The sequence below is a fragment of the Pseudoalteromonas sp. Hal040 genome, from assembly GCF_037162425.1.
GTDB classification, from domain to species: Bacteria; Pseudomonadota; Gammaproteobacteria; order Enterobacterales; family Alteromonadaceae; genus Pseudoalteromonas; species Pseudoalteromonas gelatinilytica.
The window spans coordinates 2,121,814-2,134,251 of the sequence record NZ_JARLUU010000001.1 but is presented as its reverse complement, the minus strand read 5'-3'; the positions used below and the strand labels follow the sequence as shown (position 1 = coordinate 2,134,251).

Annotated in this window: 13 protein-coding genes and 1 pseudogene; 8 read left to right on the top strand and 6 right to left on the bottom strand. The window is 41.9% G+C overall.

Annotation, left to right across the window (positions count from 1 at the left end):
* The first annotated feature begins 29 nt into the window (after window positions 1-29).
* Window positions 30-1,294 (top strand): annotated as a pseudogene (gene icd / locus P4S60_RS09755) (NADP-dependent isocitrate dehydrogenase).
* Between the two features lie 5 nt (window positions 1,295-1,299).
* On the opposite strand, the gene P4S60_RS09750 reads toward icd, so the two are convergent.
* On the bottom strand, window positions 1,300-1,743 hold the full coding sequence (locus P4S60_RS09750; RefSeq protein ID WP_063704594.1) for a hypothetical protein: 444 nt from the start codon (window positions 1,741-1,743) through the stop codon (window positions 1,300-1,302).
* Window positions 1,744-1,854: 111 nt separating this feature from the next.
* The gene (locus tag P4S60_RS09745; RefSeq protein WP_119851630.1) at window positions 1,855-2,802 is read right to left on the bottom strand and encodes a LysR family transcriptional regulator; all 948 of its coding nucleotides are present in this window, start codon (window positions 2,800-2,802) and stop codon (window positions 1,855-1,857) included.
* A gap of 105 nt (window positions 2,803-2,907) precedes the next feature.
* On the opposite strand from P4S60_RS09745, the gene aceK reads away from it, so the two are divergent.
* Genes aceK through P4S60_RS09725 form a run of 4 tightly spaced genes read left to right on the top strand, consistent with a single transcriptional unit; the run spans window position 2,908 to window position 6,464 of the window.
* Window positions 2,908-4,737 carry a bifunctional isocitrate dehydrogenase kinase/phosphatase gene (gene aceK / locus P4S60_RS09740; RefSeq protein WP_337115830.1) on the top strand — a complete coding sequence of 610 codons (1,830 nt, stop codon included), beginning with the start codon at window positions 2,908-2,910 and terminating at the stop codon, window positions 4,735-4,737.
* A 49-nt stretch (window positions 4,738-4,786) separates the two neighbouring features.
* Window positions 4,787-5,179 carry a hypothetical protein gene (locus tag P4S60_RS09735; RefSeq protein WP_063704600.1) on the top strand — a complete coding sequence of 131 codons (393 nt, stop codon included), beginning with the start codon at window positions 4,787-4,789 and terminating at the stop codon, window positions 5,177-5,179.
* 8 nt (window positions 5,180-5,187) lie between these two features.
* Window positions 5,188-6,150 (top strand): zinc-binding dehydrogenase, encoded by a 963-nt coding sequence (locus P4S60_RS09730; protein ID WP_337115829.1) that lies wholly within the window; start codon window positions 5,188-5,190, stop codon window positions 6,148-6,150.
* A gap of 53 nt (window positions 6,151-6,203) precedes the next feature.
* Window positions 6,204-6,464 (top strand): DUF2999 family protein, encoded by a 261-nt coding sequence (locus P4S60_RS09725; RefSeq protein WP_337115828.1) that lies wholly within the window; start codon window positions 6,204-6,206, stop codon window positions 6,462-6,464.
* A 55-nt stretch (window positions 6,465-6,519) separates the two neighbouring features.
* On the opposite strand, the gene P4S60_RS09720 is transcribed toward P4S60_RS09725, so the two are convergent.
* From P4S60_RS09720 to P4S60_RS09710, 3 genes are read right to left on the bottom strand one after another with little or no spacing between them, the layout of a single operon-like run.
* Window positions 6,520-6,726, bottom strand: a complete 207-nt coding sequence (locus tag P4S60_RS09720) for a helix-turn-helix transcriptional regulator (protein WP_337115827.1) — start codon at window positions 6,724-6,726, stop codon at window positions 6,520-6,522.
* The gene (locus P4S60_RS09715; protein WP_337115826.1) at window positions 6,727-7,014 is read right to left on the bottom strand and encodes a hypothetical protein; all 288 of its coding nucleotides are present in this window, start codon (window positions 7,012-7,014) and stop codon (window positions 6,727-6,729) included.
* Window positions 6,989-7,129: a hypothetical protein gene (locus P4S60_RS09710; RefSeq protein ID WP_337115825.1), complete on the bottom strand. Its 141-nt coding sequence runs from the start codon at window positions 7,127-7,129 to the stop codon at window positions 6,989-6,991. The genes P4S60_RS09715 and P4S60_RS09710 overlap by 26 nt, the downstream gene beginning before the upstream one ends.
* Window positions 7,130-7,314: 185 nt before the next feature.
* On the opposite strand from P4S60_RS09710, the gene lepB reads away from it, so the two are divergent.
* Entirely contained in the window at window positions 7,315-7,974 is a 660-nt protein-coding gene (lepB, locus tag P4S60_RS09705; protein WP_337115824.1) for a signal peptidase I, read from the top strand.
* A gap of 88 nt (window positions 7,975-8,062) precedes the next feature.
* The gene (locus P4S60_RS09700; protein WP_337115823.1) at window positions 8,063-8,875 is read left to right on the top strand and encodes a hypothetical protein; all 813 of its coding nucleotides are present in this window, start codon (window positions 8,063-8,065) and stop codon (window positions 8,873-8,875) included.
* Between the two features lie 108 nt (window positions 8,876-8,983).
* On the opposite strand, the gene metG is transcribed toward P4S60_RS09700, so the two are convergent.
* Window positions 8,984-11,008, bottom strand: a complete 2,025-nt coding sequence (gene metG / locus P4S60_RS09695; protein ID WP_337115822.1) for a methionine--tRNA ligase — start codon at window positions 11,006-11,008, stop codon at window positions 8,984-8,986.
* Window positions 11,009-11,186: 178 nt separating this feature from the next.
* Here metG and apbC point away from each other — a divergent pair, with 178 nt between their 5' ends.
* Window positions 11,187-12,266, top strand: coding sequence for an iron-sulfur cluster carrier protein ApbC (apbC, locus tag P4S60_RS09690; RefSeq protein WP_337115821.1), 1,080 nt, complete (start codon window positions 11,187-11,189; stop codon window positions 12,264-12,266).
* The last annotated feature ends 172 nt before the right edge of the window (window positions 12,267-12,438 follow it).

The following is a 12,438-nucleotide window of genomic DNA, read 5'->3' as shown; positions in this document are numbered from 1 at the left end:
TTGTCAAAACACCTTGCTGGGAAGGCACGATGCAGTATCAACATATTTCAGTCCCCTCGAATGGCGCGCAAATTACGATTAATAGTAAGGGCCAATGGCATATTCCTGATAACCCGATTATAGCTTACATTGAAGGCGATGGTGTGGGTCAAGATATAAGCCCGGTGATGCGTGATATTGTCGACGTCGCGGTGAAACATGCTTATCAAGGTGATAAACAAATACATTGGATGGAAGTATTCAATGGTGAAAAAGCAGCAGCGCTTTACGATGGCGACTGGTTCCCGCAAGAAACCCTACATGCGGTTAGGCAGTATAAAATTGCCATAAAAGGGCCGCTAACAACCCCCTTGGCGGTGGTTTTCGCTCTTTAAATGTGGCTCTTCGTCATGAGATGGATTTATTCGTTAACATGCGGCCTATTCGCAGTTATCCGCATTTACCATCGCCCTTAAAAGAGCCTGAAAAAACCCAAATCACCGTAATACGCGACAGCTCAGAAGACGTTTACTCGGGCATTGAGTGGCAGGCTGGCAGTATTGACAACGAACGTATGCTTGATTTTCTGTGCCAAGAAATGGGGGTCACCCGACTTCGTTTTGATAACCAATGTGGCATTGGCATAAAAAATAGCTCGAAAGAGGCTGCAGAGCGACTAATGCGTTACGCACTCAACTTTGCCCTTAAAGAGCACAGTGAATCACTGACGGTGGTGCACAAAGGCAATGTACTTAAATTTACCGATGGCGCTTTTAAACGCTGGGCATTTGCCCTTGCAGAGCAAGAGTTTAACGCTGAAGCGCATGAAAATGGTCGTTGGTTAGTGATCAAACGAGACAATCAAGATGATTTAATCATTAAAGAAGTCATTGCCGATAACATGTTACAACAAGCACTGCTCACTCCAGAGCAATTTGATGTGGTGGTAACAACCAATCAAAACGGCGATTACTTAGCTGATATGCTAACCGCACAAGTTGGTGGGGTAGGTATAATGCCTGCGGCAAACTTAAATAATGAAGTGGCTTTTTTTGAACCGACTCATGGCACATTTAATCGCATTGCCGGGGAAGACAGTGCAAATCCAACAAGCAGCATTTTAAGTGCGGTCATGATGCTACGTTTTATGGGCTGGCACGAAGCGGCGAATAAAATAGAAAAAGCCCTAGAACAGACGCTTAGCGCAAATGAAATGACGTTTGATTTGGCTAACCTAGTAGCCGGTGCGACGATGCTTAGTTGCAGTGATTTTGCAAAAAGCATCATCGCTCGAATAAGTAACTCAAATAATTAACCATATTAAGCGGCATTGGCGCTTTTAACAGCGTAGACACATGGTTTACCTGTTAATTGTGCTGCACGTTGATAAATGTGTTCTGCACCAGGTTCGTTGCTTGTCATGCCTGTTAATGTGTCCATTAACGCAACCACTAAAATAGCCGGAACTTGGCAGCAGTATTCATCAAGTACTGCGGTTGTTGTTTGTGCATCAACATGACAATGCGGGTGAGTACGTACAGAGCTATATGCTTTTAACAGCGTGTCTGCTTGTAAAACATCATCATCTTGATGTTTGGTTTTACGGCATTGGCAGCCAAACTCATCAACCATTGTTGCCAGCGTTTGGTAAATTTCTTCGCAAGCTAAATTGCTTTTTTTACAAAGCTGCTGCTCGATGAATGAGTGTAATTGACCATTGATGTAAAGGCCGTCCTGTTGAGTGAATTGCGCTGAAGTTTCCATAATCATTTTCTCTTTGTTTATGTGCTTAACTTCACTCTAGACCTTCACTCATTATTTATGAAATTGTTGTTTTCAATAACTGATATTGATTTAATCAATATTGTGTTGTTTTTAGCGATCAGCCACCGTACTGGCAAAGGCGAGTAGCTCTCTGCGCAGCCATTGGTGCGGGTTTGCGTGGTGTAGCAAAGGGCTCCATAACATTTTTACTTCAATAGGCACGATTTGAAATGGCACTGGACTTATTACCAAATCAGTGTGTTTTGCTAATAACATCGCTTGGCGACGAGGTAAAGTAGCGATAAGTTTTGGTGACTGGCACAGCAAACTTGCCACCATGTAATGGCGGGTAAATACACGAATATTGCGGGTTTGTTCTAGTTGCCATAATGCCTCGTCGACCCAGCCGAGTTTTTGGCTGCCGGATTTATTCGTTACGGCCGCTTCTACGCCCCAACCAGCCCGATTCACCCAAATGTGCTCTTGTGCAAGGTAGCCTTCGAGGTTTTGCTGTTGTAAGTAAGGGTTGTCTGGGTGTGTTAAGCAGCAGTAATTGTCGCGCCATACACTGGCTTGGTGGAATGAGCGGGGCAGGCCATTAAAGCGGTTAATGGCAAGGTCGATGGTGCCTTTTTCCATATCTTGAAGGTTAACATCGCTTGGGCTCAAAATATCAAAATTAAGCCCCGGGTTTTTTGCTAGCTGCTGGGTAATAAACGGCGCTATAAGCGTTGATTCAAGGTAGTCGTTTGCCATGATCCGAAACGTTATATTCGCGGTGCTCGGGTCGAATACTTCACTTGGCTGAGTAATTTCTTCGGCCATTTTTAACAGTGATTCTATCTCAGGTTTAAGGCTGAGCGCTTTCGCTGTTGGCGTCATTGTGCCAGCGGCTCTTACTAATAATGGATCATCAAACAAATCTCGCAAACGCTTAAGGGCGTTACTCATTGCAGGTTGAGTCAAAGCCAGTTTATTGGCGGCTTTAGACACACTTTGTTCATCAATGAGGACATTTAAATACACCAATAGGTTGAGGTCGACATGCCTAATATTCATTTTATCAATCTTATTTATTATCTTTATTAATTACCTAAATTAAAGCGCGCTTGCTATTGTGTGTAAACAAGGCGACTAAAATAATCAGCATAAGCGATAAAAATAATGCCACAGCAGAGTTCACATTTGGCTGTTAAATCACACAGCGAACAGTTAAATCAGGTCGTAGCGACGAAGCTTGCCCGTGCGGTGTATGCTGGTTTTGAGGCTATGTTTGCAGAGTTTTTAAATATAACTCTCGGTGCTCAAAGTCGCTTTGAGCAGCGCCAATGGCATCAAGTTCAAGGGGCTATGAAATCGCGATTGCAGGTTTACGAAGGACAAGTCAAAAAGGTAAGCCAAGCGGTAAAAATTATTGCTTATAGCGAAGTGGACGACCCAGCGCTTTGGTTACTAGCCAAGCAAATATACGCAGAAATGGTGCAAAGCCACGAAAACCAGCCCATTGCTCATACATTTTTTAATTCAACCTTCGGTGCAATTTGGGACTCACGAAAAATCCGCAATGTGCACTTGTTTGTACTAAAAGCGCGCTATCAACTGGGGCCAAGACCCTTTGATTCATTGGTTAGCCGCATTTCCCTGCAAAATGGCTTTGAAAGTGCCATCAGCAGCTTGATTAAACGCCATGTGTTTCGCTCACAATACGCTAACTTTGCTGATGATGTGGCCATGTTACAGCGCACCTTGATTGCTGGAGCAAAACAACAATGCCCACAAGTTTATGAGCTGCTAGCTCTCAACGATGGCTATATTGAATACGCTAATTCATTGTTTTTCAGAAATAAAGCCTGCTACATCATAGGCCGCTGTATTGCTAAAAACGGCGATAACATGCCATTTGCGATTGCGCTATTAAACAGTGAAAAAGGTCTTCACATTGATGCTGTGATGATGGGAGCTGATCAACTCAGCTTGCTGTTTGGCTTTGCGCGTACTTATTTTATGGTCGATACTGACCAACCCGCCCGATACGTTGATTACCTCAGTGTTTTAATGCCTCATAAGCAACGTTTTGAGTTGTTTAATGCCATAGGCTTTATCAAACATGCGAAAACCGAGTTTTACCGTTACAAAGTTGATACCACCCGTAATAGCCCTGTTGACGATAAATACACACTTGCGCCGGGGACGCCGGGTATGGTGATGCTGGTATTTACCACCCCAGGTTCTGATTATGTGTACAAGGTAATAAAAGATAAATTTAGCGCGCCAAAAACAGCCACCAAACAACAAGTAATGGCCAAGTACGACTTTGTTAAACAAGCCGACCGAGTAGGCCGGCTAGTCGATACCCATGAATTTCGTTATTTAGCGTTTGATTTGAGCCGATTTAGTGATGAGCTTATACAAACAATGCAGCAGCAAATTGGTGACAGCCTTGTGATTTCGGGTAATGCACTTATTTTGCGTCATGTGTATGTAGAGCGCAAAATGACACCGCTTAATTTGTACATCAACGACTGTGATGAGCGTAAACTGCAGCAAGTGATGGTTGATTACGGTAAAGCAATAAAAGAGCTCGCGGGGGCTAATATCTTTCCCGGTGATATGCTGATGAAAAACTTTGGTGTAACTCGTTGGGGAAGAGTGGTGTTCTACGACTACGATGAAATTTGCCCTATGACAGAGTGTCAATTTAGAGAGCTGCCAAAAACCGATGACTCATTAGATGAGCTCAGTAGCGAAAGCTACTTTGATATCGCAGAAAACGACGTATTTCCGAGCCAGTTTAAAGTGTTTTTTAGCGCTAATAAGCGGGCGTTTGATCACTTCAATGCTGCGCATCAAGATATTTTCACCGCCACAATGTGGCAGCAATTACAAATAGCTATAAACGATGGGCAATTGCTTGATGTTTATCCTTATAAGCAGTCTTGGCGCTTTTCGTCGATGAGAGCTCAAATGAAAAAATCTCAATCTATAACTGTTTAATAGGAACATAGTGTTAGCGTATGCTATTGAAAAAGCTTAGGAACACACTATGAAAAACACACTGTTATTATCGAGTTTATTTATTTCGTCAATGGTAAGCGCCAATCCGTTATTAGGTAGCTGGCAATTTGTTGAAGGCAAATATGCAACCAATGACGGCTATGTGACGGCAAAAGCGCCAGAAATAACCTCAGTTAAACTGATTACACCTAGTCATTTTAGCTATATCACTCAAAAGCAAGGCAACTTTCATTATGCTGGTGGCGGCAAATATGTTTTGCAAGACCAGCAATTTATCGAAACTTTTTCCTATGGTAATGTACCTTCACTACTTGGTAAGACCATGGCATTTGATTACAAACTAGAAGGTGACTTGTGGCATCACACCTTGTATGAAAATGGCAAATTAGTCGAAGCTGAGATCTGGCAACGAATTAAATAGAAGGTGATATGCGTTATATCAAGCACGAAGATTCACAGTTACATTTTGCGCAAACAGATAAACCAGTTTTAAAAGATAACGAAGTTCTTATTGCTGTTGCAGCAATTGGCGTTAATCGCGCAGATTGCTTACAGCGACAAGGTAAATACCCAGCCCCAAAAGGTGACAGTGACATTCTAGGGTTAGAATGCGCCGGTACTATTGTTGAGCAAGGTAGTGCAGTATCCGGTGACTGGCTTAATAAACGTGTTTTTACCTTGTGCGCCGGCGGTGCTTGCAGCGAGTATGTTGCCGTTGATGCTGCACAAGTGATGCCATTACCAGATGAAATGACAATGGCCCAAGGCGCTGCTATCAGTGAAGTATACTTAACGGCTTTTTCTGCCTTATTTCAATTTGGTCAGCTCAAAGCGGGGCAAACGGCACTGATCCATGCGGGAGCCAGTGGTGTCGGTGGGGCGGCAATTCAAATGGCAAAACGCGCGGGTGCTCAAGTAGTGATCACTGCAGGTAGCGATGAAAAGTGCGAACATGCCAAACAGCTTGGCGCAGACCACACCATTAATTATAAAACCACTGATTTTGTAGAGTACTTCAAAGCCAATAATTTACAGGCCAATACCATTGTTGATCCTGTCTCAGGACGCTATTTTAATAAAAATGCTGCCGTTGCAGCAATGGATTGCCAAATTGTGATGTTAGCCTTTTTAGATGCGCGCTTTGCTGAGGTTGACTTTGCAAGGCTACTTAGTAAGCGCATATCATTTCATGCATCAACCTTGCGTAACCGTTCGATTGAATTTAAACGTGATTTAAAAGAGCAGTTTATATCGCGCTTTTATGATGACTTGGCTAACGGGCTGTTCGATTGCAACATCTATAAAACCTTAAATTGGCAAGAGGCCAATGAGGCGCACCGTATTTTAGATAACAACGAAAATTCGGGAAAAGTGGTGATGTTAGTTGAATAACAGCGATTTGCCCATATTATTGGTTTTATTAGTAGTTAAAAGTAAAGGTTAGTATGAACCCAATTATTGCGATGCTCAAAGAGCACAATGTAAGTGACGAAAAAGTGCGTGAGCTGTTCCAAGCGTTTATGGAAAACCCACTAATGGCGATGGGTCTGGTTCAACAGTTAGGTATCCCACCAGAAAAGCTTCAACAACTGATGGCATTAGTGATGACGCAGCCACACCTTATTAAAGAAGCGGCAGAATCGGTTGGCATCAGTGATGATGAAGTTGAGCAAGCCAAAGCGCAGTTCAAAAATCAACAATCGTAAGATCCAGATTTACAAGCTTAAAAAGGTTAGCTATTTAGCTAACCTTTTTTGTTAATTACTGATACGAAAACACGTCGTCTAGTTTTTTATCAAACAATTGAGCAATCTTAAAAGCCACCTCAAGAGAGGGGGAATATTTACCTTTTTCAATTGCTACTATGGTTTGCCTTGAAACACCAACAGCCTCTGCCAATGCTTGTTGAGTCATTTCATTATGATGAAATCGAAGTTCCCGAATGATATTACTGAGCTGTTTTGTCATCTAGCTGTCTCTTCGGTATAAATACACTTTGCTGGCAATAGTAATAATTTCACTGACTAAAAAACCAATAATAAGAAAGTGCATAATATTATATAGATCAGAGACCTCAGGTAACAGCATGCGTCCAGATACGCGCTCAATTTGCGTTGCTAAAAATACACACATTAAGATAATTGCAGAGCAAAACCAGTGACCAAGTTTGGTGCTTTTTAGCTCAATGAGCTTGTCGCGCTCATCATCCCCTAAGTCTGCTTCTTTGTGTTTAATACCAGCAAGCACAGATTGCATAATGATCTCTAAGATCACCCGCAGCTTGTAGTGAATTAATGCCTAACAGGTAATAGCTTAACAGGCCTATGGTTACCACCAAGGTGCCCCAAATTGTCATTTCTTTGTAGCTCATCGTTATCATCCAATGTAAAAAATATTTGACTTGGTGTTAAGTAAACTACTCATTGTTTGCTGTGTCAAATATTTTCAACATCATGTATGGTATTTTTATCATTGACGTATTTCGTTACATTTAGTTGAGAACTAATTTGTACCGCACAAGCTCTTATGAAAACAAACAACAAATAAGGAATGAATATGAACTGGCTTTTGAAGGTATGGAAAAATAACCGCTCTTTGATTTTATTCATCTGTTTGATGAGTGTTTTTAGAAGTGCGGTGGCTGATTGGTATGAAGTGCCAACAGGCTCAATGAATCCGACCATCGTTGAAGGGGACCGAATTTTAACGGATAAAATGGCTTATGATCTGCGTGTGCCATTTAGTCATATTTCGCTAATGCGCACAGATGAGCCAAAAGCCGGTGATATTATTGTATTTGATTCTAAGGCTGCAAATAATCGCTTAATAAAGCGTGTTATTGGCGTGCCGGGCGATACAGTGACTTTGATAGATAATAAATTGATCATTAACGGTAAAGCGCTTGATTACGCATTAACTGATAATAAGCATGAGCAACAAACACTCATTGAAAACCTTGCAGGTGTTCAGCACGCTATTAAGATATCAAAAACGCCCTCGGTGATGCAGCATTTTGCCCCTGTCGTTATTCCCAGCGATATGTATTTAGCAATGGGCGATAACCGCGATAATAGTGCAGACTCACGAGTAATTGGGCTAGTGCCTCGCAGTGAGTTATTAGGCAAAGCTAAAAGAGTGCTTGTGTCACTCGATTATGATGATTATTACTTACCTCGAAAAGAACGGGTTTTACATGATTTATACTTAGCGCCTTAGCTAAATATCGTCCAAATATTGGCAATTTAGCGTTTTATGTCTCAATATTGACGACATAAAAATAACAAGCCAATAGATGGAACGATAAATGACTGAAAACAAGCGGTTTAGGCCTTTAACAGTTTATATCTTACTAAGCTGTTGTATTGGTTTGGTGGCCTGTGGTTCTGGCTCTAATACAGAAAATTCGACGTCCGTCCCAGATACTTCAATACCTAATTCTGGCGCTGCCATTGTTGATAACAGTGGTAGTGCTGACTATCAAATTATTATTTATGGCAATAGCCATAGCGCTAAATTAGGTGATTTGCTTGAACAGCTTATTTCCAGTGAGTTAACCAACGCTCAAGTTTCAACGCTTACCGTCAGTGGTCGCTTTTTAGATGAAATAGTGAACACATCTGGCAATGTTGAAAAGCTACAACAAGCCAATTGGACTCATGCTATTTTTCAAGGTCAGAAGTACTCTCAGTCTGGTTCTGTTAATTATTCTACGAATGAGGCAGAGCGATTAATTGCCAGTGCAAAAGAGCTGAAAATAACGCCTATTTTGTTTCCTGAGCATCCTCAACAAGGTGACAGCAAAGAAGGGGAGCTTGTCTATCAATTGCATTTGTCGATTAGTGAAAAAGAGGCAAGCTGTGTTGCCCCAATCGGTTTAGTTTGGGATAAAGCAATTGCCGCATTACCTGAGCTTAATTTTTACAGTGCAGATGGTAATCATGCATCAAACGCAGGGCACTTACTGACTGCAATGACTTTTTATGAAGTCATAACAGGTGAGCTTGCCGATACCCTTACTTACAATGCCGCTTTTGCTATTAGCGAGCAACAACACCAGCAGTTTGGGCAAATAATTACGCAAGTGCTTGCTGAGCACCCTGCATGCCCAAGCTCATAAGCTAACTACATCGATGTGAAGTACGCATTAAGCACAAAAAAACCGTTGTGCCTAAACACAACGGTTTTTTATAGTAGCTAGTATTTATATTAGCTAGTAATTGTGTAATTACATTACACGCATGCCAGGCTCTGAGCCTTCATCTGGGTTAAGAATATAAATTTCTTTACCGCCAGGGCCGGCTGCTAATACCATGCCTTCAGACATACCAAAACGCATCTTACGAGGCTTAAGGTTTGCTACCATAACCGTTAGCTTACCTTCGATATCTTCTGGTGCATACGCAGATTTAATGCCTGCAAATACTTGGCGCGTTTCGCCACCTAAATCTAGGGTAAGTTTAAGTAGTTTCTCAGCACCTTCTACGTGTTCTGCTTTAGCAATTTTTGCTACACGTAAATCAACTTTAGCAAAGTCGTCAAATTCGATTTCAGGGCTGATTGGCTCTTTAGCTAGTGGGCTGTTTGGATCAATTTTATCTTTCTCAGCAACTAGGCTTTCTTTTGACTCTTCAATCATTTTGTTTACTTTATCCATTTCAACACGTTGCATTAACGGTTTGAATTTATTGATTGTGTGACCAACCAGCGCTGTTTGCGCGCCTTGCCATGTTAAAGCGTCGTTTAAGAAGGCTTCAACGTTTGTAGCCATACCTGGTAGAACAGGTTTTAAGTAAGTGATAAGTACACGGAACATATTCAAACCAAGTGAGCATACATCGTGTGCTTCTTGTTGCTTTGTTTCGTCTTTAATTAACACCCACGGCGCTTTAGCGTCGATAAATTGGTTTGCTTTGTCAGCAAGCGCCATGATTTCGCGAATTGCACGGCTGTAATCACGGTTTTCATAGTGATTTGCAATGCTTGCAGAAGCCGCTTGGAACTCACCTAATAGTGCTTCATCCATTACGGTGTCGCTAAGCTTGCCATCAAATTTCTTAGTGATGAAACTTGCACAGCGACTTGCGATATTAACCACTTTACCTACTAAGTCAGAGTTTACACGTAGTGCAAAGTCTTCAAGGTTTAAATCAAGGTCAGTGATGCCGTTGTTTAGTTTTGCTGCGTAGTAATAACGAAGATACTCAGGATCTAAGTTATCAAGGTAAGTACGCGCTTTAACAAAGGTGCCTTTTGATTTAGACATCTTTGAGCCATTTACAGTCACAAAACCGTGTGCAAAAACGTTGGTAGGTTTTCTGAACTTTGCACCGTCTAACATTGCCGGCCAGAATAGGCTGTGGAAATAGATGATGTCTTTACCAATGAAGTGGTAAAGCTCTGCCTCTGAGTCTTCGCGCCAGAATGCATCAAAATCAATCCCTTTTTTGTCGCACAGGTTTTTAAAGCTCGCCATGTAGCCGATAGGCGCATCGAGCCACACGTAGAAGTATTTACCCGGCGCACCAGGGATTTCAAAACCAAAGTAAGGTGCGTCACGGCTGATATCCCACTGCTGTAGGCCATCTGCAAACCATTCATCAAGCTTGTTCGCCATTTCTTGTTGAATCGTACCTGAGTGTAACCACTCTTTAAGCATGTCTTCAAAAGCAGGTAGGTCGAAGAAGTAATGCTCCGAATCTTTTAAGATTGGCTCAGCACCCGACATTACAGAGCGTGGGTTGATAAGTTCAGTTGGGCTGTATGTAGCACCACAAGAATCACAGCTGTCACCGTTTTGATCTTCAGACTTACACGTTGGGCAAGTACCCGTTACAAAGCGGTCTGGTAAGAAGATACCTTTCTCTGGGTCGAAAAGCTGAGAAATAGTATGCTTTTTAATGTGACCCGCTTCATTCAAACGGTTGTAGATTAGCTCGCTGAAATGACGGTTTTCTTCACTGTGCGTGCTGTGATAGTTATCAAATTCAATGTTGAAATCAGCAAAGTCGCGTTGACGTTCAACACTCACATTTTTAACCATCTCTTCTGGCGTGATCCCTTGCTTTTGCGCATTAAGCATAATTGGTGTGCCGTGAGCATCATCCGCGCAAACGTAATAGGTTTCATGACCTTGTTGTTTTTGGAAACGCGCCCAAATATCAGTTTGGATATATTCTAGTAAATGGCCTAAGTGAGTCGGGCCATTGGCATAAGGTAATGCGCTAGTAATCAGGATCTTTCGCTGTGCCATAATCATTCCGAATTGAGATTAGTTCGATGCAAATTTGCTCGAATATCATTATTTAATACATTGTAAGTTGCTCATAGACAACTCAAAGCAATGATATTATCTAATTGTCTGGTTTTAATGCCTTGAATGTTACATAATTCCGCAGCACTTTTCATCAAAGAAACGCTAATTTATTGCTATGTTTGGACTGTCAAAACTATTCTCAAGTAAATCGGCTGAAAAAGCGCCTATCATTGATGCCTTAGCCGCCTATCGTAGTAACGCATTTGCCATCGGCATTGAGCAAGACTGGCTCGAAGAGCTTAATCAAAACAGCGATAAAAGCTGGCAAGTCAAATTAACCCTCCCTTTTGCTGGCTTGAGTGAAATCAACGACATTGAAAAATTTGTCACTGATAAACTATCAATGCCTGTGTCAATTAGCGCTAAAGTGAAATTACCTAGCACATATAGTTTCAAGCAAATTAAACATATTGTGCTCGTTGCTTCGGGCAAGGGCGGTGTTGGAAAATCAACAACTGCGGTGAATCTTGCATCAGCTTTAGAGCAAGAGGGTGCCAAAGTGGGTATTCTCGATGCCGATATTTATGGTCCGTCTATCCCTCTGCTTCTGGGCCTGCAAGGTGCTGAGCCGAAAGCAGCCGATGATAAAAACTTACTTCCTTTTGAAGCGCACAACCTCAAAGCGCAGTCGATCGGCTTTTTAGTACCTAGCGATGATGCAACCGTTTGGCGCGGCCCAATGGCATCAGGTGCACTTAATCAATTAATGAACGAAACCGCCTGGGGTGAGCTTGATTATCTCATTGTTGATATGCCTCCAGGTACGGGCGATATTCAATTAACCATGAGCCAAAAAGTGCCAGCAAGTGGTGCGGTGATCATCACCACGCCTCAAGATTTAGCTCTAGCCGATGCACAAAAGGGCATTGCTATGTTCAATAAAGTGAACGTCCCTGTACTTGGTTTAATTGAAAATATGAGCTACTTCTTGTGTGGCCATTGTGGGCAACCAAGCCATGTATTTGGTAAAGATGGTGCTGTAAAATTAGCGCATCGTCATGGTGTGCCTGTACTTGCTAATATTCCGTTGGCCATTGAAATTCGTGAAAGCTCAGAGCAGGGCAATTTAATAGCCAAAGATAATACGGCGCAAATAAGTGAAACATACAAAACAGCTGCCCGTGTGCTTGCTAGTAGCTTGTATTATCAACAGGCGCACACAAGCGCAGTTGAAATTGTCATTACTGAAGATTAATTGTTGCAAAGATTTTGTTAATGGATTTTTCTTATTAACAAGATCTTGATTGCTTCTTTTGTATTAAACTCACTCTCGAACCCCACTTTTAGCCGCATATAGACTGCATTTTCGTTAAACATGTCTAAAAACAAATTCGCAGTAAATGTTAATATTTTATTGACGTTTTAAT

What these genes read in the sequence shown, in the direction of transcription:
- P4S60_RS09730 (WP_337115829.1), top strand. Translation starts at nt 5,188, where the DNA reads ATGCGTTATATCAAGCACGAAGATTCACAGTTACATTTTGCGCAAACA.
- P4S60_RS09750 (WP_063704594.1), bottom strand. Translation starts at nt 1,743, where the DNA reads ATGGAAACTTCAGCGCAATTCACTCAACAGGACGGCCTTTACATCAAT.
- P4S60_RS09710 (WP_337115825.1), bottom strand. Translation starts at nt 7,129, where the DNA reads ATGAGCTACAAAGAAATGACAATTTGGGGCACCTTGGTGGTAACCATA.
- metG (WP_337115822.1), bottom strand. Translation starts at nt 11,008, where the DNA reads ATGGCACAGCGAAAGATCCTGATTACTAGCGCATTACCTTATGCCAAT.
- P4S60_RS09725 (WP_337115828.1), top strand. Translation starts at nt 6,204, where the DNA reads ATGAACCCAATTATTGCGATGCTCAAAGAGCACAATGTAAGTGACGAA.
- P4S60_RS09700 (WP_337115823.1), top strand. Translation starts at nt 8,063, where the DNA reads ATGACTGAAAACAAGCGGTTTAGGCCTTTAACAGTTTATATCTTACTA.
- P4S60_RS09745 (WP_119851630.1), bottom strand. Translation starts at nt 2,802, where the DNA reads ATGAATATTAGGCATGTCGACCTCAACCTATTGGTGTATTTAAATGTC.
- P4S60_RS09720 (WP_337115827.1), bottom strand. Translation starts at nt 6,726, where the DNA reads ATGACAAAACAGCTCAGTAATATCATTCGGGAACTTCGATTTCATCAT.
- aceK (WP_337115830.1), top strand. Translation starts at nt 2,908, where the DNA reads ATGCCACAGCAGAGTTCACATTTGGCTGTTAAATCACACAGCGAACAG.
- P4S60_RS09735 (WP_063704600.1), top strand. Translation starts at nt 4,787, where the DNA reads ATGAAAAACACACTGTTATTATCGAGTTTATTTATTTCGTCAATGGTA.
- lepB (WP_337115824.1), top strand. Translation starts at nt 7,315, where the DNA reads ATGAACTGGCTTTTGAAGGTATGGAAAAATAACCGCTCTTTGATTTTA.
- P4S60_RS09715 (WP_337115826.1), bottom strand. Translation starts at nt 7,014, where the DNA reads ATGCAATCTGTGCTTGCTGGTATTAAACACAAAGAAGCAGACTTAGGG.
- apbC (WP_337115821.1), top strand. Translation starts at nt 11,187, where the DNA reads ATGTTTGGACTGTCAAAACTATTCTCAAGTAAATCGGCTGAAAAAGCG.